General features: G+C 37.5%; 7 protein-coding genes, 43 tRNA genes and 3 rRNA genes. All 53 read left to right on the forward strand.

The genetic code is table 11. The features are described 5' to 3' along the window. The first annotated feature begins 398 nt into the window (after positions 1 to 398). Positions 399 to 1,901 (forward strand): 16S ribosomal RNA (locus tag CDIF1296T_RS00160). A gap of 283 nt (positions 1,902 to 2,184) precedes the next feature. After that, a 23S ribosomal RNA gene (locus CDIF1296T_RS00165) occupies positions 2,185 to 5,082 on the forward strand. Between the two features lie 181 nt (positions 5,083 to 5,263). Beyond that, positions 5,264 to 5,380 (forward strand): 5S ribosomal RNA (rrf, locus tag CDIF1296T_RS00170). Together the 16S, 23S and 5S rRNA genes with 43 tRNA genes alongside form the textbook arrangement of a ribosomal RNA operon. 6 nt (positions 5,381 to 5,386) lie before the next feature. Beyond that, positions 5,387 to 5,461 (forward strand) — tRNA-Asn (locus CDIF1296T_RS00175). Positions 5,462 to 5,467: 6 nt separating this feature from the next. Then, positions 5,468 to 5,553: transfer RNA gene (locus CDIF1296T_RS00180), tRNA-Leu, on the forward strand. Between the two features lie 15 nt (positions 5,554 to 5,568). Further along, positions 5,569 to 5,644: transfer RNA gene (locus CDIF1296T_RS00185), tRNA-Met, on the forward strand. A 7-nt stretch (positions 5,645 to 5,651) separates the two neighbouring features. Next, positions 5,652 to 5,726, forward strand: a tRNA-Glu gene (locus CDIF1296T_RS00190). Positions 5,727 to 5,735: 9 nt separating this feature from the next. Further along, positions 5,736 to 5,809, forward strand: a tRNA-Gly gene (locus CDIF1296T_RS00195). Positions 5,810 to 5,814: 5 nt separating this feature from the next. Then, positions 5,815 to 5,890, forward strand: a tRNA-Val gene (locus CDIF1296T_RS00200). Between the two features lie 5 nt (positions 5,891 to 5,895). Further along, a tRNA-Asp gene (locus tag CDIF1296T_RS00205) sits at positions 5,896 to 5,972 on the forward strand. 9 nt (positions 5,973 to 5,981) lie between these two features. Then, positions 5,982 to 6,056: transfer RNA gene (locus CDIF1296T_RS00210), tRNA-Thr, on the forward strand. Positions 6,057 to 6,070: 14 nt separating this feature from the next. After that, positions 6,071 to 6,155, forward strand: a tRNA-Tyr gene (locus CDIF1296T_RS00215). 9 nt (positions 6,156 to 6,164) lie between these two features. Next, positions 6,165 to 6,248: transfer RNA gene (locus CDIF1296T_RS00220), tRNA-Leu, on the forward strand. 29 nt (positions 6,249 to 6,277) lie between these two features. Continuing rightward, positions 6,278 to 6,354, forward strand: a tRNA-Arg gene (locus CDIF1296T_RS00225). 7 nt (positions 6,355 to 6,361) lie between these two features. Next, positions 6,362 to 6,437, forward strand: a tRNA-Gln gene (locus CDIF1296T_RS00230). An 88-nt stretch (positions 6,438 to 6,525) separates the two neighbouring features. Beyond that, positions 6,526 to 6,614, forward strand: a tRNA-Ser gene (locus CDIF1296T_RS00235). Positions 6,615 to 6,617: 3 nt separating this feature from the next. Further along, positions 6,618 to 6,693: transfer RNA gene (locus CDIF1296T_RS00240), tRNA-Phe, on the forward strand. Between the two features lie 6 nt (positions 6,694 to 6,699). Continuing rightward, positions 6,700 to 6,773: transfer RNA gene (locus CDIF1296T_RS00245), tRNA-Met, on the forward strand. 14 nt (positions 6,774 to 6,787) lie between these two features. Further along, a tRNA-Ile gene (locus CDIF1296T_RS00250) sits at positions 6,788 to 6,864 on the forward strand. A gap of 23 nt (positions 6,865 to 6,887) precedes the next feature. After that, a tRNA-Pro gene (locus CDIF1296T_RS00255) sits at positions 6,888 to 6,964 on the forward strand. Positions 6,965 to 6,971: 7 nt separating this feature from the next. Next, positions 6,972 to 7,048: transfer RNA gene (locus CDIF1296T_RS00260), tRNA-His, on the forward strand. An 8-nt stretch (positions 7,049 to 7,056) separates the two neighbouring features. Then, a tRNA-Lys gene (locus CDIF1296T_RS00265) sits at positions 7,057 to 7,132 on the forward strand. Between the two features lie 7 nt (positions 7,133 to 7,139). Beyond that, positions 7,140 to 7,213: transfer RNA gene (locus tag CDIF1296T_RS00270), tRNA-Cys, on the forward strand. A gap of 6 nt (positions 7,214 to 7,219) precedes the next feature. Beyond that, a tRNA-Asn gene (locus tag CDIF1296T_RS00275) sits at positions 7,220 to 7,294 on the forward strand. A 5-nt stretch (positions 7,295 to 7,299) separates the two neighbouring features. Next, a tRNA-Leu gene (locus tag CDIF1296T_RS00280) sits at positions 7,300 to 7,385 on the forward strand. A 15-nt stretch (positions 7,386 to 7,400) separates the two neighbouring features. Continuing rightward, positions 7,401 to 7,476: transfer RNA gene (locus CDIF1296T_RS00285), tRNA-Met, on the forward strand. 7 nt (positions 7,477 to 7,483) lie between these two features. Continuing rightward, positions 7,484 to 7,558: transfer RNA gene (locus tag CDIF1296T_RS00290), tRNA-Glu, on the forward strand. Positions 7,559 to 7,567: 9 nt separating this feature from the next. Next, a tRNA-Gly gene (locus tag CDIF1296T_RS00295) sits at positions 7,568 to 7,641 on the forward strand. Between the two features lie 5 nt (positions 7,642 to 7,646). Further along, positions 7,647 to 7,722 (forward strand) — tRNA-Val (locus CDIF1296T_RS00300). 5 nt (positions 7,723 to 7,727) lie between these two features. Then, positions 7,728 to 7,804 (forward strand) — tRNA-Asp (locus CDIF1296T_RS00305). A 9-nt stretch (positions 7,805 to 7,813) separates the two neighbouring features. Further along, positions 7,814 to 7,888, forward strand: a tRNA-Thr gene (locus CDIF1296T_RS00310). A 14-nt stretch (positions 7,889 to 7,902) separates the two neighbouring features. Continuing rightward, a tRNA-Tyr gene (locus CDIF1296T_RS00315) sits at positions 7,903 to 7,987 on the forward strand. A 9-nt stretch (positions 7,988 to 7,996) separates the two neighbouring features. Then, positions 7,997 to 8,080: transfer RNA gene (locus CDIF1296T_RS00320), tRNA-Leu, on the forward strand. A gap of 23 nt (positions 8,081 to 8,103) precedes the next feature. Further along, positions 8,104 to 8,178: transfer RNA gene (locus CDIF1296T_RS00325), tRNA-Gly, on the forward strand. 24 nt (positions 8,179 to 8,202) lie between these two features. Beyond that, positions 8,203 to 8,279: transfer RNA gene (locus CDIF1296T_RS00330), tRNA-Arg, on the forward strand. A gap of 9 nt (positions 8,280 to 8,288) precedes the next feature. Further along, positions 8,289 to 8,364 (forward strand) — tRNA-Gln (locus CDIF1296T_RS00335). Positions 8,365 to 8,372: 8 nt separating this feature from the next. Next, positions 8,373 to 8,448: transfer RNA gene (locus CDIF1296T_RS00340), tRNA-Lys, on the forward strand. A gap of 2 nt (positions 8,449 to 8,450) precedes the next feature. Further along, positions 8,451 to 8,539, forward strand: a tRNA-Ser gene (locus CDIF1296T_RS00345). 3 nt (positions 8,540 to 8,542) lie between these two features. Beyond that, a tRNA-Phe gene (locus CDIF1296T_RS00350) sits at positions 8,543 to 8,618 on the forward strand. 6 nt (positions 8,619 to 8,624) lie between these two features. Beyond that, a tRNA-Met gene (locus CDIF1296T_RS00355) sits at positions 8,625 to 8,698 on the forward strand. Positions 8,699 to 8,712: 14 nt separating this feature from the next. Beyond that, positions 8,713 to 8,789, forward strand: a tRNA-Ile gene (locus CDIF1296T_RS00360). A 17-nt stretch (positions 8,790 to 8,806) separates the two neighbouring features. Beyond that, a tRNA-His gene (locus tag CDIF1296T_RS00365) sits at positions 8,807 to 8,883 on the forward strand. Between the two features lie 8 nt (positions 8,884 to 8,891). Next, a tRNA-Lys gene (locus CDIF1296T_RS00370) sits at positions 8,892 to 8,967 on the forward strand. 7 nt (positions 8,968 to 8,974) lie between these two features. Further along, positions 8,975 to 9,048 (forward strand) — tRNA-Cys (locus CDIF1296T_RS00375). Positions 9,049 to 9,055: 7 nt separating this feature from the next. Beyond that, positions 9,056 to 9,132 (forward strand) — tRNA-Arg (locus CDIF1296T_RS00380). A 12-nt stretch (positions 9,133 to 9,144) separates the two neighbouring features. Beyond that, positions 9,145 to 9,220 (forward strand) — tRNA-Val (locus tag CDIF1296T_RS00385). Between the two features lie 75 nt (positions 9,221 to 9,295). Further along, on the forward strand, positions 9,296 to 9,709 hold the full coding sequence (locus CDIF1296T_RS00390) for a hypothetical protein (RefSeq protein WP_009895151.1): 414 nt from the start codon (positions 9,296 to 9,298) through the stop codon (positions 9,707 to 9,709). Between the two features lie 308 nt (positions 9,710 to 10,017). Next, positions 10,018 to 13,449, forward strand: a complete 3,432-nt coding sequence (locus CDIF1296T_RS00395; RefSeq protein ID WP_009895153.1) for a pyruvate carboxylase — start codon at positions 10,018 to 10,020, stop codon at positions 13,447 to 13,449. 241 nt (positions 13,450 to 13,690) lie between these two features. After that, positions 13,691 to 15,619, forward strand: coding sequence for an elongation factor G (locus CDIF1296T_RS00400; RefSeq protein ID WP_009895155.1), 1,929 nt, complete (start codon positions 13,691 to 13,693; stop codon positions 15,617 to 15,619). Positions 15,620 to 16,071: 452 nt separating this feature from the next. After that, positions 16,072 to 16,536, forward strand: coding sequence for a CtsR family transcriptional regulator (locus tag CDIF1296T_RS00405; protein ID WP_003425587.1), 465 nt, complete (start codon positions 16,072 to 16,074; stop codon positions 16,534 to 16,536). A gap of 6 nt (positions 16,537 to 16,542) precedes the next feature. Next, positions 16,543 to 17,037, forward strand: a complete 495-nt coding sequence (locus CDIF1296T_RS00410) for a UvrB/UvrC motif-containing protein (RefSeq protein ID WP_003421255.1) — start codon at positions 16,543 to 16,545, stop codon at positions 17,035 to 17,037. 15 nt (positions 17,038 to 17,052) lie between these two features. Continuing rightward, positions 17,053 to 18,078, forward strand: a complete 1,026-nt coding sequence (locus tag CDIF1296T_RS00415; RefSeq protein WP_004453979.1) for a protein arginine kinase — start codon at positions 17,053 to 17,055, stop codon at positions 18,076 to 18,078. Continuing rightward, positions 18,065 to 20,512: an ATP-dependent Clp protease ATP-binding subunit gene (locus CDIF1296T_RS00420; RefSeq protein ID WP_003425582.1), complete on the forward strand. Its 2,448-nt coding sequence runs from the start codon at positions 18,065 to 18,067 to the stop codon at positions 20,510 to 20,512. Before CDIF1296T_RS00415 ends, CDIF1296T_RS00420 begins: the two co-directional genes overlap by 14 nt. Positions 20,513 to 20,616: the final 104 nt, after the last annotated feature.

Here is a 20,616-nt window from a genome sequence, read left to right on the forward strand (position 1 = left end):
TAATACAAGATTGCAAAAATTACAAGTGAAAGAAATGTAAATTAATTTTATCAAATATGTTATATTAAAAATATTCTTGTAAATAAAAAATTTAAATATAGAATAAAAAGGAAAATAGAGCATAGAATATATATTAGTTTTATGAAATAAACAGGTTTACTTAGCATTAAGTTTTAAAAATTAAATATAAAGAATACATGATAAATAAAAAAAATAAAAAAAGTAAAAAATTATATTGACTAGAATAGATAAAGATGATATAGTATTACTTGTCCTTGAAAAAAGGAAAAAGAAATAAACACGAACATTGAAAATTAAACAGTAGGTTAATTTATATTAAGAAACAAACCATAAAGCCAGATATTTTGATAACAATAGTATCTGAGCCTGATAAACTTTTATTTGAGAGTTTGATCCTGGCTCAGGATGAACGCTGGCGGCGTGCCTAACACATGCAAGTTGAGCGATTTACTTCGGTAAAGAGCGGCGGACGGGTGAGTAACGCGTGGGTAACCTACCCTGTACACACGGATAACATACCGAAAGGTATGCTAATACGGGATAATATATTTGAGAGGCATCTCTTGAATATCAAAGGTGAGCCAGTACAGGATGGACCCGCGTCTGATTAGCTAGTTGGTAAGGTAACGGCTTACCAAGGCGACGATCAGTAGCCGACCTGAGAGGGTGATCGGCCACATTGGAACTGAGACACGGTCCAAACTCCTACGGGAGGCAGCAGTGGGGAATATTGCACAATGGGCGAAAGCCTGATGCAGCAACGCCGCGTGAGTGATGAAGGCCTTCGGGTCGTAAAACTCTGTCCTCAAGGAAGATAATGACGGTACTTGAGGAGGAAGCCCCGGCTAACTACGTGCCAGCAGCCGCGGTAATACGTAGGGGGCTAGCGTTATCCGGATTTACTGGGCGTAAAGGGTGCGTAGGCGGTCTTTCAAGTCAGGAGTGAAAGGCTACGGCTCAACCGTAGTAAGCTCTTGAAACTGGGAGACTTGAGTGCAGGAGAGGAGAGTGGAATTCCTAGTGTAGCGGTGAAATGCGTAGATATTAGGAGGAACACCAGTTGCGAAGGCGGCTCTCTGGACTGTAACTGACGCTGAGGCACGAAAGCGTGGGGAGCAAACAGGATTAGATACCCTGGTAGTCCACGCTGTAAACGATGAGTACTAGGTGTCGGGGGTTACCCCCTTCGGTGCCGCAGCTAACGCATTAAGTACTCCGCCTGGGAAGTACGCTCGCAAGAGTGAAACTCAAAGGAATTGACGGGGACCCGCACAAGTAGCGGAGCATGTGGTTTAATTCGAAGCAACGCGAAGAACCTTACCTAAGCTTGACATCCCAATGACATCTCCTTAATCGGAGAGTTCCCTTCGGGGACATTGGTGACAGGTGGTGCATGGTTGTCGTCAGCTCGTGTCGTGAGATGTTGGGTTAAGTCCCGCAACGAGCGCAACCCTTGTCTTTAGTTGCCATCATTAAGTTGGGCACTCTAGAGAGACTGCCAGGGATAACCTGGAGGAAGGTGGGGATGACGTCAAATCATCATGCCCCTTATGCTTAGGGCTACACACGTGCTACAATGGGTAGTACAGAGGGTTGCCAAGCCGTAAGGTGGAGCTAATCCCTTAAAGCTACTCTCAGTTCGGATTGTAGGCTGAAACTCGCCTACATGAAGCTGGAGTTACTAGTAATCGCAGATCAGAATGCTGCGGTGAATGCGTTCCCGGGTCTTGTACACACCGCCCGTCACACCACGGGAGTTGGAGACGCCCGAAGCCGATTATCTAACCTTTTGGAAGAAGTCGTCGAAGGTGGAATCAATAACTGGGGTGAAGTCGTAACAAGGTAGCCGTATCGGAAGGTGCGGCTGGATCACCTCCTTTCTAAGGAGAATTACCTACTGTTTAATTTTGAGGGTTCGTTTTTACGAATACTCAAAATTAGCACTTTAAGCAACGGGATTTATCCGTTGGCGACGTGCTTTAGCACTTTTAGCAACAGAATAAACTGAACGCATGTGAAGTTTGTTTGTTGGCGCTGTGCGTTAGCACTTTGAAAACTGCATATATATTTAGTGATATGACATCTAATTTGTAATATATAAAGCTGATAACTTTTTAAAATTATCGAAGTTGATAGCTTCTAATCTATCAAACCTTTTTAACTGGTCAAGTTATTAAGGGTGCAGGGCGGATGCCTTGGCACTAGGAGCCGATGAAGGACGTGATAAGCTGCGATAAGCTTCGGGGAGTTGCACGTAAACTTTGATCCGAAGATTTCCGAATGAGGAAACTCACTTAGAGTAATGTCTAAGTATCATTAAGTGAATACATAGCTTAATGAGGGGAACTCAGGGAACTGAAACATCTAAGTACCTGAAGGAAGAGAAAGAAATTCGATTCCGTAAGTAGCGGCGAGCGAACGCGGATTAGCCCAAACCAATAAAGTTTTCTTTATTGGGGTTGCGGACATATCATAACGAAGAGGTATCGTAATTGAAGAGGTTTGGAAAGACCCACCACAGAAGGTAATAGTCCTGTATGTTAAACGAGAAGACTTTAGATATGATCCAGAGTACCACGGGACACGTGAAACCCTGTGGGAAGCAGGAGGGACCACCCTCCAAGGCTAAATACTACCTAGTGACCGATAGCGTATAGTACCGTGAGGGAAAGGTGAAAAGAACCCCGGGAGGGGAGTGAAATAGAACCTGAAACCCTGCACTTACAAGCTGTGGAAGCACATTTCTTGTGTGACCGCGTACTTTTTGTAGAACGGGCCAACGAGTTACGTTAAGTAGCAAGGTTAAGCACTTAAGGTGTGGAGCCGTAGCGAAAGCGAGTTTTAACTGAGCGTTCAGTTACTTGACGTAGACCCGAAACCGGGCGACCTACCCATGAGCAGGATGAAGCGAAAGTAAAATTTCGTGGAGGTCCGAACCCACGAGCGTTGAAAAGCTCGGGGATGACTTGTGGGTAGCGGTGAAATTCCAATCGAGCCCGGAGATAGCTGGTTCTCCCCGAAATAGCTTTAGGGCTAGCCTCAAGGTGAGAGATACGGAGGTAGAGCACTGAATGTCCTAGGGGGTATTGCACCTACCGAAGACTATCAAACTCCGAATGCCGTCATCTTATACTTGGGAGTCAGACTGTGGGTGATAAGATTCATAGTCGAAAGGGCAACAGCCCAGATCGTCAGCTAAGGTCCCTAAATGTAAGTTAAGTGGTAAAGGATGTGGGATTGCACAGACAACCAGGATGTTGGCTTAGAAGCAGCCACTCATTCAAAGAGTGCGTAATAGCTCACTGGTCGAGTGATCCTGCGCCGAAGATTTCCGGGGCTAAAACTTACTACCGAAGCTACGGCATCAGTAATGATGGGTAGGGGAGCTTCCCATACGGGTTGAAGCATGATCGTAAGGACATGTGGACAGTATGGGAGTGAGAATGTTGGCATGAGTAGCGAGATGTGGGTGAGAATCCCACAGGCCGTAAACCCAAGGTTTCCAGGGGAAGGTTCGTCCGCCCTGGGTTAGTCGGGACCTAAGCTGAGGCCGAAAGGCGTAGGTGATGGACAACAGGTTGATATTCCTGTACTACCGATAACCGTTTGAGAGAAGGGATGACACAGTAGGATAAGCTAAGCACACTGTTGGTTATGTGTGCCCAAGCATTGAGGCAGTCAAAGTAGGTAAATCCGCTTTGATAATGCTGGGATGTGATGGGGAGCGAAATTTAGTAGCGAAGTAGCTGATTTCACACTGTCAAGAAAAGTCTCTATCGAGGTTAAAGGTACCCGTACCGCAAACCGACACAGGTGGGTGAGGAGAGTATCCTAAGGCCAGCGAGAGAACTGTTGTTAAGGAACTCGGCAAAATGACCCCGTAACTTAGGGATAAGGGGTGCCACCATCAGGTGGCCGCAGAGAATAGGCCCAAGCGACTGTTTACCAAAAACATAGGTTTCTGCTAAGTCGCAAGACGATGTATAGGAGCTGACGCCTGCCCGGTGCTGGAAGGTTAAGGGGATCTGTTAGAGCAATCGAAGCAGTGAACTTAAGCCCCAGTAAACGGCGGCCGTAACTATAACGGTCCTAAGGTAGCGAAATTCCTTGTCGGGTAAGTTCCGACCCGCACGAAAGGCGTAACGATTTGGGCACTGTCTCAACAACAGACTCGGTGAAATTGTAATTCCGGTGAAGATGCCGGATACCTGCGACAGGACGGAAAGACCCCATGGAGCTTTACTGTAGCTTGACATTGGGTCTTGGTACTACATGTACAGGATAGGTGGGAGGCTTTGAAACCAGGACGCCAGTTTTGGCGGAGCCATCCTTGGGATACCACCCTTGTAGTACTGGGACTCTAACCATAGGCCATGAATCTGGTCTTGGGACACTGTCAGGTGGGCAGTTTGACTGGGGCGGTCGCCTCCCAAAAGGTAACGGAGGCGCTCAAAGGTTCTCTCAGTACGGTCGGAAATCGTACGTAGAGTGTAAAGGCAAAAGAGAGCTTGATTGCAAGACATACAGGTCGAGCAAGGATGAAAATCGGACTTAGTGATCCGGTGGTTCTGCGTGGAAGGGCCATCGCTCAACGGATAAAAGCTACCCTGGGGATAACAGGCTTATCTCCCCCAAGAGTCCACATCGACGGGGAGGTTTGGCACCTCGATGTCGGCTCATCACATCCTGGGGCTGTAGTAGGTCCCAAGGGTTGGGCTGTTCGCCCATTAAAGTGGTACGCGAGCTGGGTTCAGAACGTCGTGAGACAGTTCGGTCCCTATCCGTCGCAGGCGTAGGAAATTTGAGAAGACCTGTCCTTAGTACGAGAGGACCGGGATGGACGTACCTCTGGTGTACCAGTTGTCCTGCCAAGGGCATGGCTGGGTAGCTATGTACGGAATGGATAAGCGCTGAAAGCATCTAAGCGCGAAGCCAACTTCAAGATAAGATTTCCCACCGCAAGGGTAAGACCCCAGAAAGACTATCTGGTTGATAGGTCGAAGGTGTAAGTGCAGCAATGTATTTAGCTTATCGATACTAATAGGTCGAGGACTTGACCAATATTATTTGATGTTATTCATTAAGATATATGTGCAGTTTTTAGAGTGTTAACTCTATGTAAAGTACTAACTTCAATTGATGAAGTATATATCGTAAAAACAATTACTATTTAGTACTTCAAAACTATTGACATTTAAAAATAAAGATGTTAATATAATACTTGTCTTATAAATAGGCAATATGTGGTTATAATAGCAAAGAGGATACACCTGTTCCCATTCCGAACACAGAAGTTAAGCTCTTTAGCGCTGATGGTACTTGGTGGGAAACTGCCTGGGAGAGTAGGACGTAGCCACGTGAATATTCCAAGGTAGCTCAATGGTGGAGCAACCGGCTGTTAACCGGTAGGCTGTGGGTTCGAGCCCCACCCTTGGAGCCAAAAAAAGCCGAAGTGGCGGAACTGGCAGACGCACAGGACTTAAAATCCTGCGGGACTTACCTCTCGTACCGGTTCGATTCCGGTCTTCGGCACTTATAAAACAATATCGCGGAGTGGAGCAGTTGGCAGCTCGTCGGGCTCATAACCCGAAGGTCGTAGGTTCAAGTCCTGCCTCCGCAACCATTAAAATGGCTCGTTGGTCAAGAGGTTAAGACACCGCCCTTTCACGGCGGTAACAGGGGTTCAATTCCCCTACGAGTCACCAATTAAATATGCGGGTGTAGCTCAATGGTAGAGTTCTGGCCTTCCAAGCCAGCTGTGAGGGTTCGATCCCCTTCACCCGCTCCAAAAATGGGACCATAGCTCAGCTGGGAGAGCACCTGCCTTACAAGCAGGGGGTCACAGGTTCGAGCCCTGTTGGTCCCACCATTTGCGGCCTGGTAGTTCAGTTGGTTAGAATGCCAGCCTGTCACGCTGGAGGTCGAGGGTTCGAACCCCTTCCAGGTCGCCAAAATAAAATGCTGGTGTGGCTCAACGGTAGAGCAGCTGACTTGTAATCAGCAGGTTGTAGGTTCGATTCCTATCACCAGCTCCATGTAAAATTAATACGGAGGATTTCCCGAGCGGCCAAAGGGGGCAGACTGTAAATCTGTTGTCATCGACTTCGGTGGTTCGAATCCACCATCCTCCACCAAAAAAATGCGCGGATGTGGCGGAATTGGCAGACGCACTAGACTTAGGATCTAGCGCCATTGGCGTGGGGGTTCGACTCCCTTCATCCGCACCATTTTTGTTTGATATACATATATAAATTGTGGGTGCATAGCTCAGCTGGATAGAGCAACGCCCTTCTAAGGCGTGTGTCCGGGGTTCGAATCCCTGTGCGCTCACCACATATATTGGGGATTAGCCAAGTCGGTAAGGCACATGACTTTGACTCATGTATGCGTAGGTTCGAGTCCTGCATCCCCAGCCAAATGATGTATTACTAAGCTATATTTGAATTATTTTTATTTTAAATATAGTTAGGTTCAATTTTAGAATAAGTTTAAGTATCCGAATGTGGAGAGGTGTCCGAGTGGTTTAAGGAGCTGGTCTTGAAAACCAGTGACTTCGAAAGGGGCCGTGGGTTCGAATCCCACCCTCTCCGCCAAATGCCCAGATAGCTCAGTCGGTAGAGCAGGGGACTGAAAATCCCCGTGTCGGTGGTTCGATTCCGCCTCTGGGCACCAAAATATGGCGGTATAGCTTAGTTGGCTAGAGCGTTCGGTTCATACCCGAAAGGTCATAGGTTCGACTCCTATTACCGCTACTAAAATTTAATGTGGGCCATTAGCTCAGTTGGTTAGAGCGCCCGGCTCATAACCGGTAGGTCTGGGGTTCGAGTCCCTGATGGCCCACCACATTAAATTAATTAATATAAATTCGAGGTGTAGCGCAGTTTGGTAGCGCACATGGTTTGGGACCATGGGGCCGGGGGTTCGAGTCCCTTCACCTCGACCAATATAAGGTGGGTATAGCTCAGTTGGTTAGAGCGCCAGATTGTGGCTCTGGAGGTCGTGAGTTCGACTCTCATTATCCACCCCAATTCATATGGTCTATTAGCTCAGTCGGTAGAGCACCTGACTTTTAATCAGGGTGTCCCGCGTTCGAGTCGCGGATAGATCACCAAAAAGGTGGCGACATAGCCAAGTGGTAAGGCAGTGGACTGCAACTCCTTGATCCCCAGTTCGAATCTGGGTGTCGCCTCCAAAATATTCCAAGGTAGCTCAACGGTGGAGCAACCGGCTGTTAACCGGTAGGCTGTGGGTTCGAGCCCCACCCTTGGAGCCAAAAAAGCCGAAGTGGCGGAACTGGCAGACGCACAGGACTTAAAATCCTGCGGGACTTACCTCTCGTACCGGTTCGATTCCGGTCTTCGGCACTTATAAAACAATATCGCGGAGTGGAGCAGTTGGCAGCTCGTCGGGCTCATAACCCGAAGGTCGTAGGTTCAAGTCCTGCCTCCGCAACCATTAAAATGGCTCGTTGGTCAAGAGGTTAAGACACCGCCCTTTCACGGCGGTAACAGGGGTTCAATTCCCCTACGAGTCACCAATTAAATATGCGGGTGTAGCTCAATGGTAGAGTTCTGGCCTTCCAAGCCAGCTGTGAGGGTTCGATCCCCTTCACCCGCTCCAAAAATGGGACCATAGCTCAGCTGGGAGAGCACCTGCCTTACAAGCAGGGGGTCACAGGTTCGAGCCCTGTTGGTCCCACCATTTGCGGCCTGGTAGTTCAGTTGGTTAGAATGCCAGCCTGTCACGCTGGAGGTCGAGGGTTCGAGCCCCTTCCAGGTCGCCAAAATAAAATGCTGGTGTGGCTCAACGGTAGAGCAGCTGACTTGTAATCAGCAGGTTGTAGGTTCGATTCCTATCACCAGCTCCATATAAAATTAATACGGAGGATTTCCCGAGCGGCCAAAGGGGGCAGACTGTAAATCTGTTGTCATCGACTTCGGTGGTTCGAATCCACCATCCTCCACCAAAAAAATGCGCGGATGTGGCGGAATTGGCAGACGCACTAGACTTAGGATCTAGCGCCATTGGCGTGGGGGTTCGACTCCCTTCATCCGCACCATTTTTATTTAATTTAATAAACGAGCGGGAATAGTTCAGTGGTAGAGCGCAACCTTGCCAAGGTTGAAGTCGCGAGTTCGAATCTCGTTTCCCGCTCCAAATTTTATGTTTATGTTGTAATGTGGGTGCATAGCTCAGCTGGATAGAGCAACGCCCTTCTAAGGCGTGTGTCCGGGGTTCGAATCCCTGTGCGCTCACCACATATATATTGGGGATTAGCCAAGTCGGTAAGGCACATGACTTTGACTCATGTATGCGTAGGTTCGAGTCCTGCATCCCCAGCCAAACAGTATGGTCTATTAGCTCAGTCGGTAGAGCACCTGACTTTTAATCAGGGTGTCCCGCGTTCGAGTCGCGGATAGATCACCAATGGAGAGGTGTCCGAGTGGTTTAAGGAGCTGGTCTTGAAAACCAGTGACTTCGAAAGGGGCCGTGGGTTCGAATCCCACCCTCTCCGCCAAATGCCCAGATAGCTCAGTCGGTAGAGCAGGGGACTGAAAATCCCCGTGTCGGTGGTTCGATTCCGCCTCTGGGCACCAAAATGTGGCGGTATAGCTTAGTTGGCTAGAGCGTTCGGTTCATACCCGAAAGGTCATAGGTTCGACTCCTATTACCGCTACTGAAATTTAATGTGGGCCATTAGCTCAGTTGGTTAGAGCGCCCGGCTCATAACCGGTAGGTCTGGGGTTCGAGTCCCTGATGGCCCACCACATTAAATTAACTTATGGTGGGTATAGCTCAGTTGGTTAGAGCGCCAGATTGTGGCTCTGGAGGTCGTGAGTTCGACTCTCATTATCCACCCCAACTTATATGGTCTATTAGCTCAGTCGGTAGAGCACCTGACTTTTAATCAGGGTGTCCCGCGTTCGAGTCGCGGATAGATCACCAAAAAGGCGGCGACATAGCCAAGTGGTAAGGCAGTGGACTGCAACTCCTTGATCCCCAGTTCGAATCTGGGTGTCGCCTCCAATAAAATGCGCTCATAGCTCAACTGGATAGAGTGTCTGACTACGAATCAGAAGGTTAGGGGTTCGAGTCCCTTTGGGCGCACCATATGAATAGCGAGGGATTATAGCTCAGCTGGGAGAGCACCTGCCTTACAAGCAGGGGGTCACAGGTTCGAGCCCTGTTAATCCCACCAGTGCAAACCTCTAGTAAAACTACTAGAGGTTTTATTTTTGATTGAAAAAGTTTTTATATTTAGGAGGTAAAAAATTTGTATATAGTAATAGGAAATGAAATAGTTGATAGTGAAGAACTTAAAATAATTATAGATAAAAATAGTGAATTTAAAGTTGAAAAAGATTTAAGTAAAAGCACAAAAAGAGAAGATGTAATAGCATATCAGTTAAGTATAGATTTAAATTACCTAGATTCTCTTATAAATGAGCAATGTAATTTAGCCAGTCTATCTGATGAAGAGAAATTTGATGAATATATGACTTTGTCTGATGAACTTGCACTGGATTTAGAAGAGTTAATGCCAAAATATACAATAATAAATGCTAGAGCATATAAATTAGACGAGGTATATGGAATTGTAAAAATAATACTAGCTGTAGCGTATGCAGATTTAGGGCACTTAAAACTTTCTGATGTAGTAAAGAGGCTATCTAGACAAGTAGATTAGGATATGAATATGAACTATATTAAAAAAATGTATAAAATCTTACGTAAAGATGAAAATAATTATGTAAACATAGAAAAAAACAGTATAAAATCAAGTCAATTGTAGAAATTTTCACATAAATTCATCTGAAATTCTATAAAAAATGCCTTAATTTTAATGAGGTAAATCGAGTTTACACAGTCTAAAAATTACTTATATTTATAAATTTATCTTATTAATTAAGGAACTTTCTTAAACATCTTCAAAAATAAAGTATTTTAGTCTATAATCTTTAATATTACACAAACAATAAAGGAGAAGAATAGAGTATGCTTAAAAAGTTTAATAAAATACTAGTGGCTAATAGAGGCGAAATAGCTATAAGAATATTTAGAGCCTGTTCAGAATTGGGGATAAAAAGTGTTGGTATATACAGTAAGGAAGATAAGTATGGATTGTTTAGAACAAAAGCGGATGAATCATATTTGATAGGAGAAGGTAAAGGGCCAATAGATGCATATTTAGATATGGATGGAATAATAGACCTAGCAAAGAGAAAAAAAGTTGATGCTATACATCCAGGATATGGTTTTCTAGCGGAGAATGCAGAATTTGCTCGTAAATGTGAAGAGAATGGAATTACTTTTATAGGACCATCATCTAAGGTAATGAATATGATGGGGGATAAGATTAACTCTAAAAAAATCGCAAAAGAAGTTAATGTTCAAACTATACCAGGAGTAGAAAAAGCAATAAGAAGTACTGAAGAAGCAAAGGAAGTTGCAAACAAAATAGGATATCCTGTTATGATAAAAGCATCTAATGGCGGTGGTGGTAGAGGTATGAGAATTGTACATCGCGAAGAAGACTTAGAGCTTGAATATGAAACTGCTTGTAGTGAATCAAGAAAAGCTTTTGGAGAAGATATTATATTTATAGAAAAATATATAGCTGATCCAAAACATATAGAAGTTCAAATATTAGGTGATAATTATGGAAATATAGTTCACTTATATGAAAGAGATTGTTCAGTTCAAAGAAGACATCAAAAAATAATAGAATATGCACCAGCTTTTTCATTAGAAGATAAAGTAAGAAAAGAGATATGTGAAGATGCAGTTAAGTTATCAAAACATGTGGGTTATTCTAATGCGGGAACATTAGAATTTTTAGTAGATGCAAATGGTGGGCATTATTTTATAGAGATGAACACAAGAGTACAGGTTGAACATACTGTAACAGAGATGGTTACAGGAATAGATATAGTTCAAAGTCAAATACTAATAGCCCAAGGTTACAGCTTAGATAGTGAAGAAATTAATATAAAATCACAAGATGATGTGGAAATAAGAGGTTACTCTATCCAATGTAGAATAACTACAGAAGACCCTAAGAATAAATTCATGCCTGATACAGGTAAAATTCAAGTTTATAGAACTGGTTCAGGATTTGGTATAAGACTAGATGGAGGAAATGGATTTACAGGGGCAAACATAAGTCCTCACTATGATAGTTTATTGGTTAAGACAATATCTTGGGATAGAACATTCCAAGGAGCAATAAATAAAACTATAAGATCTATAAAAGAACTTAGAGTTAGAGGTGTTAAAACTAATGTAGGATTCCTAGTTAATGTTTTAAATAATCCTATATTCTCAAATGGTAAATGTAGTACTAAGTTTATAGATGAAAATCCAGATTTATTTGAAATAACAGAAAGTAAAGACAGAGGAACAAAATTACTTCAATTTATAGGAGATGTAATTGTAAATGATAATGCTTGTAAAGAAAAACCATTATTTGATGCATTACATGACCCAAGAATGGATAAGGATGGTTCAAAATCGGAAGGAAGTAAAATACTTTTCGATAAGTTAGGTAAATCTGCATATATAGAAAAGATAAAAAATGATAAGAAATTACTATTAACAGATACAACAATGAGAGATGCACATCAATCATTATTAGCAACAAGAATAAGAACATATGACTTATTAAAAGCTGCTAAGCCAACAGAAAAATATCAAAAGGATTTATTCTCACTTGAAATGTGGGGAGGAGCTACTTATGATGTTGCATATAGATTTTTAAAAGAATCTCCTTGGCGTAGATTACAAAAGCTAAGAGAAGAAATACCAAGCATAATGTTCCAAATGTTGCTTAGAGCATCAAATGGAGTTGGATATAAAAACTATCCAGATAATGTAATAGAAGAATTTACAAAAGAATCTGCTAGACAAGGTATAGATGTATTTAGAATATTTGATTCATTAAACTGGGTTGAAAATATGAAACCATCTATTAATACAGCTTTAGAAACTGGAAAAATTGTTGAAGCAACTATGTGTTATACAGGTGATATACTAGATAAGACTAAAACTAAATACAATCTAGAATATTATATTAAAATGGCACAAGAATTAGAAAGCTTGGGAGCAGACATAATAGCAATAAAAGATATGTCAGGTCTTCTTAAACCATATTCAGCTTACACACTAGTTAAAGAGTTAAAGAAAAATGTAAAAGCACCAATACATTTACACACTCATGATACAAGTGGAAATGGTGTAGCAACTTGTTTAATGGCGTCAGAAGCTGGAGTAGACATAATTGATGCTGCATTAGAATCTATGGCAGGACTTACAAGTCAGCCATCACTTAATGCTATAGTAGAGGCACTTAAGAATACAGAGAGAGATACAGGAATAGATTTATTTGGATATGATGAGTTAGGAAAATATTATAAGGATTTAAGAAAAGTTTATAATAAATTTGAAAGTGATTTAACTAATTCTTGTGCAGAAATATATAATTTTGAAATACCAGGAGGCCAATATACAAACTTAAAACCTCAAGCTGATAGTTTAGGATTAGTTAATAGATTTGATGAAGTTAAAGAAAAATATAAAGAAGCTAATGAAGTTGTAGGAGATATAATAAAAGTAACTCCATCTTCAAAAGTTGTAGGAGACTTAGCTATCTTTATGACTAAAAATAAATTAGATAAAGACAATATAATAGAAGAAGGTAAAAATTTATCATTCCCAGATTCTGTTGTGGATTACTGTAAAGGTATGATTGGTCAACCAGAAGGTGGAATACCAAAAGATTTACAAGAGGTAGTTCTAAAAGGTGAAGAAGCTATAACAGTAAGACCAGGTTCATTATTACCAGCAGAAGATTTTGATGAAATAGCTAAATATCTAAATGAAAAGTATGATATAAATGCTAATATAAGAAATGTTATAAGTTATGCTTTATATCCAAAAGTATATGAAGATTATATCAAACATCTACAACATTATAATGATATATCTAAACTTGAAAGTGATGTATTCTTCTATGGATTAAATAAAAATGAAGAATGTGAAGTAGAAATAGAAGAAGGTAAGGTATTAACAATAAGATTAGTTGAAATTGGTGAAGTTAAGGAAAATGGATTTAGAACTATAGGATTTGAGTTAAATGGAATGGTTAGAGAAGTAGAAATAAAAGATAAGAATTTCTCTGGAAAAATTAATAATGTTGAAAAAGCTGATATGAATGACCCTCTTCAAATTGGAGCAAGCATACCAGGAAAAGTTATAAAAATAATGGTTAAAGAAGAAGATGAAGTAAAAGCAAATCAACCATTAATCGTTATAGAGGCTATGAAGATGGAAACTATAATAGTTGCTAAGACTGATGGAGTAATTAAGTCAATCAAAGTAAAAGAAGATGATATGGTTGAAGATAAACAATTATTAATGATAATGAAGTAATTTAATTAAAATAAATTAAAAAGCACTCTGAAATGTTTAATAAAAAATGTTTTAGAGTGTTTTTATTTATTTTAATTAAATATTTGTTAAAAAAAAGAGGACAATTACCTCCAGATGTAGAAATAAAGCTAGTAAGGAAAATGTTATCTAAAAATTCTAAATATAGTAAATATTTTCCATAATATTTCTTAGGAAATAACAGCAAAGATAAAATACATAAATTTAAAAGGTGGGTGCTTATATGAAGGTTTATGATAGTAAAATGTTGAGAAATGTAGCGGTATTAGGACATAGCGGATGTGGAAAAACAAATCTAATCGAAACTATAGCTTACACAGCAAACACTAATAAGATACCTAAATTAACAGACAAGGTAAATATGACTTATAGCATGGGATTAATACCTATAGAGTATAATGATTATAAGTTTAACTTATTGGATACCCCAGGATATTTTGACTTTAGCGGAGACGTTGTGTCATCTCTTAGAGCAAGTGATGCAGCAATAATAGTAATAGATGCAACAGCGCCTATTCAAGTTGGTACAGAGAAATCATTAGAACTAACTGAGAGTATTCCTAAGATAATGTTTATAAATAAAATAGATAATGAAAAGGCAAGATACAAAGATGCAATAGCAATGTTAAGAGAAAAATACAATAATAAGATAGTTCCTATGATAAGTCCTATATACAAAGATAAAAACTTTGTAAAGTTACATAATGTTTTTGAAAACATAGATGATTTAGAAGGTGAATTTAAGGAACAAGCTATGAGTGTTAAAGAAGCATTAATGGAACTTATAGCAGAAACTGATGACCAAATATTAGATAAATATTTTAATGGAGAAGAACTAACTACAGAAGAGATACAAAAAGGTATTATTATAGGTATACAAAGAGGTGATATTATACCTGTAATATGTGGTTCAACTATAAATAATATAGGCACAAAGGAAATATTAGATACAATATCAAGTTATTTAGAACCTATCTTTACAGAGGAAAGCAAACCATTTAGGGGATTAGTATTTAAAACTATGGTTGACCCATTTGTTGGAAAGATGTCATATATAAAAATTACTGAGGGTGCACTTTCTAAGGATAAAGATGTTTTTAATATAAATAAAAATGTAAAAGAAAAAATAGCTAATATATATACATTGAGAAATAGTGAATTAGTAGAAATAGAAAAAGCTAAAGCTGGTGATATAGTAGTTATAACTAAAGTTAATTCTCTAAAAACAGGAGACACTATATCTGCAGATAAAGATGCAGAAGCTTTAGAAAAGATAGATTTTCCTAAACCACAAATATATTATGCAGTAACTCCTAAGAATAAAGGTGATGAAGAAAAAGTAGCATCTGTATTAAATAAACTAGTAGAAGAGGACCCTACATTACATTGGTATAGAAATACAGAGACAAAACAAGCACTTTTAGGAGGTCAAGGAGAACTTCATATAAAAACAATTAAAAATAAAATGAAAGATAAGTTTGGTGTTGATGTTGAATTGAATGACCTTAAAGTTCCTTATAGAGAAACTATAAAAGGAACAGCTGATGTACAAGGAAAACATAAAAAGCAATCAGGTGGTCATGGTCAATATGGAGACGTAAAAATAAGATTTGAAAGATGTGAATCTGATTTTGAATTTACAGAAGAAATATTTGGTGGTTCTGTACCAAAACAATATATACCAGCAGTTGAAAAAGGTTTAAAAGACTCTATGCAAAAAGGTATATTAGCAGGATATCCTGTTACAAACATAAAAGCTACGCTTTATGATGGTTCATACCATGATGTAGACTCTTCTGAAATGGCCTTTAAGATGGCAGCAAGTGCAGCCTTTAAAAAAGGTATGGAAGAAGCACACCCAATACTACTAGAACCTATAATGAAACTTAAGATAACTGTTCCAGAAGAATATATGGGAGATGTCATGGGTGATATAAATAAGAGAAGAGGAAAAATATTTGGAATGGAACCAGATGACAAAGGGAAACAAATAATATTTGCAGAAGCTCCACAAGCAGAGACATTTAAATATGCAATAGATTTAAGAGCAATGACACAAGGTAGAGGATACTTTGAAATGGAATTAGAGAGATATGGAGAGGTTCCATCACAGTTTGCAGAAAAAATAATTGGGTTAGCTACTGCAAAGTAATGAACAAAATAAATAGAAAAATAATTAATATATATTATTAAAAATATTTTTAGGGTTTTAACTAGGTATAGGTTTATGTTAGGTAAACTTATACCTAGTTTTTATACATTTTTGATGAATAAAAAAATATATAATACTTTCTTAAATATTTTAATAAAAAGAAAGTATTTTTTTATTATTATTTTTACAAATGTTTAGTAATAAAGATGAGAAGGTATATTTAAAATATAAAGTATTTAAAGTTCTGAAATCTAATCATGAAGCAAAAAATTAGCATTTGGTTATCAATAAATATAATAAATAAAAACTCATAATTAATGAAAGAATAAATTCATATCTAAATTTCTATAAAAAATTTAAATTTATACAATTTAGGGCTTTAAAAATTTAAATAATAGGTGTAAAATAATAGTCAAAGAAAGTCAAAAATAAAAAGGTGTGTGGTGATATTAATGGCAACTATGACAGATATAATTGAAAAATTTATTAAAGATTTGATGGAAGAAGATAATAGCATACAAATTCAAAGAAATGAACTAGCAAACTTGTTTAGTTGTGCACCATCACAAATAAATTATGTCTTAACAACAAGATTTACAATAGATAGAGGATATTACATTGAAAGTAAAAAAGGTGGCGGAGGATATGTTCAAATAGAAAAAATACGAAAAAGTAAAGATGGGCATATTAGAGAACTACTAAATGAAAAAATAGGAAGTCAGATATCCTATAAAAAAGCAAAAGAATTATTAGAAGGTTTAAAAGAGTCGGATTTGATTAACGAAAGAGAATTAAAATTAATATTATATGCAATAGATGATAAATCATTGTGTATGCCAATATATGAATTAAAAGAGAAGGTAAGATCTAATATTTTAAAGAATATAATAATAGGATTATTTAGTATAGAGGAGTGATAATTTATGCTATGTCAAAAATGCAATAAGAATAAAGCATCTGTATATTATAATAAGATAGTCAATGGAGAAAAAACAGAGATGTATTTATGTAGTGAGTGTGCAAAAGAGAATACAGAAATGAATTTTAACTTAGATATGCCTTTTTCAATGATGGATATATTTTCTAATTTAGGTTTTCAACCTAAAAAAGAACTTGAGGAAAAGCTAGTTTGTCCTAAATGCAATACAACATATAGTGAGTTTAAGAATAATGGGAGATTTGGATGTAGTGAATGTTATAATGCATTTAGTAGTCAAGTAAATCCAATGCTTCAAAATATACATGGGCATATAGAACATACAGGAAAAGCACCTAAAAAATCTTTTTATAAGATAAGTGTAGAAAATGAGATTAAAGAACTAAAAGAAGATTTAGATAGAGCTATAAAAAATGAAGAGTATGAATTAGCAGCTCAATTTAGAGATAAAATTAAATATTTAAAAGGTTCTATTGACTAAGATTGGAGTGATATTATGAAAGAGAACATAGTCATGAAATCAAGAGTTAGGCTAGCTAGAAATTTAAATAACTATCCATTTCCAAATAAATTAGATAAAGAATGTGCCATGGAAATAATAGAAAAAGTAAAAAATGCGTTTATTAATTCTAACTTAGAACAAAAAGAAGAATTTGATTTCTATAAAATTGAAGATTTAGACCAATCTAAAAAAATGCTTATGGTTGAAGAACATATAATAAGCCCAGATTTAGCAGAAAATGATAAAAGTGCAGTTATAGTAAAAAAAGATAAAACTATAAGCATAATGATAAATGAAGAAGACCATATAAGGATACAAACTATATGTGATGATTTAAACTTAGAATATGCATATAGTGTAGCAAATGAAATAGATGATTTGTTAGAATCAAGTTTAGAATATGCCTTTAACACAAAGCTAGGTTATCTAACATCTTGTCCAACTAATACAGGAACAGGAATGAGAGCTTCTGTAATGATGCATTTACCAGCATTAAGTCAACTAGGCTATATGGATGAACTTTATAAAATTTCATCACAAATAGGTATAGCAATTAGAGGGATATATGGAGAACGAACAGAAGCATTGGGAAATATATATCAAATATCTAATCAACTTACACTTGGAAGAACAGAGTCTAATATTATAGAAAATGTAAGTGGACTTACAAAAGATGCAATTTCAAAAGAAATAAAAGCTAGAGAAATATTGCAAAAAAAATTAGGTATAAAACTAGAAGATAAAATATTTAGATCGATAGGGACACTTGAAAATTCAAGAGTAATGAGTAGCGCAGAGGCAATGAGCCATCTATCAAATATAAAAATGGGAATAGAAATGAACTATATAGATAAACTAGATTTAAGGGCTATAGAACAACTTATGATAGGTATACAACCAGCGCATCAGTCAATAATGTATAAGAGTGATGATGTTGAGAATAGAGATATAAATAGAGCAACATATATTAGAGAAACTTTGGAAAAATTAAGAGGAGGGATGAATTGTGAACTTCAATAGATTTACACAAAGAGCTAAAAAGGCAATTGATTTAGCGTTTGAATCTGCTAAAAGTCTAGGACACAATATTGTCGGAAGTGAACATATACTTTTAGGTCTTTTAAGAGAAGAAGAAGGTATAGCTGCTAAAGTTCTAAGTAAAGTTGGATTTACAGAAGCTTATTTAGAAGGCAAAATAGTTGATATGGAAGGTAAGGGAGAAGAAATCTCAGAAGATATAGTATTAAGTCCAAGGAGTAAACAAATACTTGAATTATCAGGAATGTTTGCAAATAAATTAAAAACAAATTATATTGGGACTGAGCATATATTATTAGCAATTATTCAAGAAGGTGAAGGAATAGCTAATAAGATTTTAAATTATGCTGGAGTAAATGATAGGACTTTAGCCCAATTAACAATTGATATGATGGGTATTAGTGATAAAAATCAATACAAAGCAGAAAATAGTTACACGGGCAACCAGAATCAAGCAGAATCTAAAGTACTTGATAAGTATGGAAGAAATCTTACACTATATGCAAAACAGAATAAAATAGACCCTGTAATAGGTAGAGAAAAAGAAATACAAAGAGTAATACAAATATTAAGTAGAAGAACTAAAAACAATCCAGTGTTGATAGGAGACCCAGGTGTAGGGAAAACAGCCATAGCTGAAGGTCTGGCTACAAATATAGCCTTAGGAAATGTTCCAGAAACACTAAAAAACAAAACTTTATACTCTTTAGAGATGGGTTCATTATTGGCTGGAGCTAAGTATAGAGGAGAATTTGAAGAAAGAATTAAAGAAGTTGTAGATGAAGTTGTTAAAAATGGAAACATAATCTTATTTATAGATGAGATGCACACAATAATAGGGGCTGGGTCTACTGGAGAAGGCTCTATAGATGCTTCAAATATATTAAAGCCAGCCTTAGCAAGAGGAGAAATACAAGTTATAGGTGCAACTACAATTGATGAATATAGAAAGCATGTTGAAAAAGATTCTGCTCTAGAAAGAAGATTCCAACCAGTTATGGTAGATGAACCAACTAAAGAGGACTCAATAAAAATATTAGAAGGATTAAGAGATAAATATGAAGCTCATCATAAAGTTAAAATAACTGATGATGCTATAAAGGCAGCTGTAGAATTATCAACTAGATATATATCAGACAGATATCTGCCAGATAAAGCTATAGACTTGATTGATGAAGCTGCATCAAAAGTAAGATTAAAAGAAAATACACCTCCTTCAGAAATAAAAAAATTAGAACTAGAAATAGAAAATATAGATAAAGAAAAAGAAGAAGCAGTAAGATGTCAAGACTTTGAGAAAGCAGCCAAAATAAGAGATGAACAAGGTCTACTTAAAAAACAATTAGAAGATGTTAGAGAAAGATGGAACAAGTCATCTAAACATTCAGATTTAGTTGATGGAGAAGTTATTGCTGAAGTAGTGGGCTTATGGACAGGAATACCAGTTAATAAAATTCTTGAAGAAGAGGCTGATAGACTTTTGAGACTTGAGGAAATACTGCACAATAGAGTTATAGGTCAAGAACAAGCAGTAAAATCTATTTCAAAGGCAATCAGAAGGTCAAGAGCAGGTCTTAAAGACCCTAATAGACCAATTGGTTCATTTTTATTTTTAGGTCCAACAGGAGTAGGTAAAACAGAATTATCTAAGGCATTAGCAGAAGTGCAATTTGGAGATGAAAATCAAATAATTAGAATAGATATGTCTGAATATATGGAAAAACATGCTGTGTCAAGAATGATAGGTTCACCTCCAGGTTATGTAGGTCATGATGAAGGTGGTCAATTAACTGAAAAAGTAAGAAGAAATCCATATTCAGTTATCTTATTTGATGAGATAGAAAAAGCTCATCCAGATGTATTTAATATTCTGTTACAAATTCTAGATGATGGTAGACTAACTGATTCAAAAGGAAGAACTGTAGATTTTAAGAATACTATTGTAATAATGACATCAAATGTTGGAGCATCTACAATTGGTAGACAAAAAACTTTAGGATTTAGTATAGCTAAAGGAGACGAAGAAGAAAAATCTCAATATGAAAAAATGAAAGAAAATATAATGGGTGAATTAAAACAAAGATTCAGACCAGAGTTTTTAAACAGAATAGATGATATAATTGTTTTCCACTCACTAAATGAAAATCATATATCAAAAATAGTACTTTTAATGGCAGCGAAACTACAAGAGAGATTAAAAGAAATGGATATAAAATTAGAAATGAGTGATGAGGCTGTTAAATTAATTTCTAAATCTGGATTTGACTTAGAATATGGAGCAAGACCTCTTAAAAGAGCTTTACAAAAAGAGTTGGAAGATGAGCTATCTGAAGCAATCTTAAAAGGTAATGTGAAAAAGGGAAGTAATGTAGTAGCAAAAGTCAAAGATGAAAAAATAGTTTTTGAAACTAAATAATTTAATAGAGTTGCATTTTAAAATATTGCAAATATAAGTTTTATAATCTAAACAAAATTTTAAGGGCAATGAATCTATAATAATTCATTGTCCTTAATTATTTT

This window comes from Clostridioides difficile ATCC 9689 = DSM 1296 (genome assembly GCF_001077535.1).
GTDB classification, from domain to species: domain Bacteria; phylum Bacillota; class Clostridia; order Peptostreptococcales; family Peptostreptococcaceae; genus Clostridioides; species Clostridioides difficile.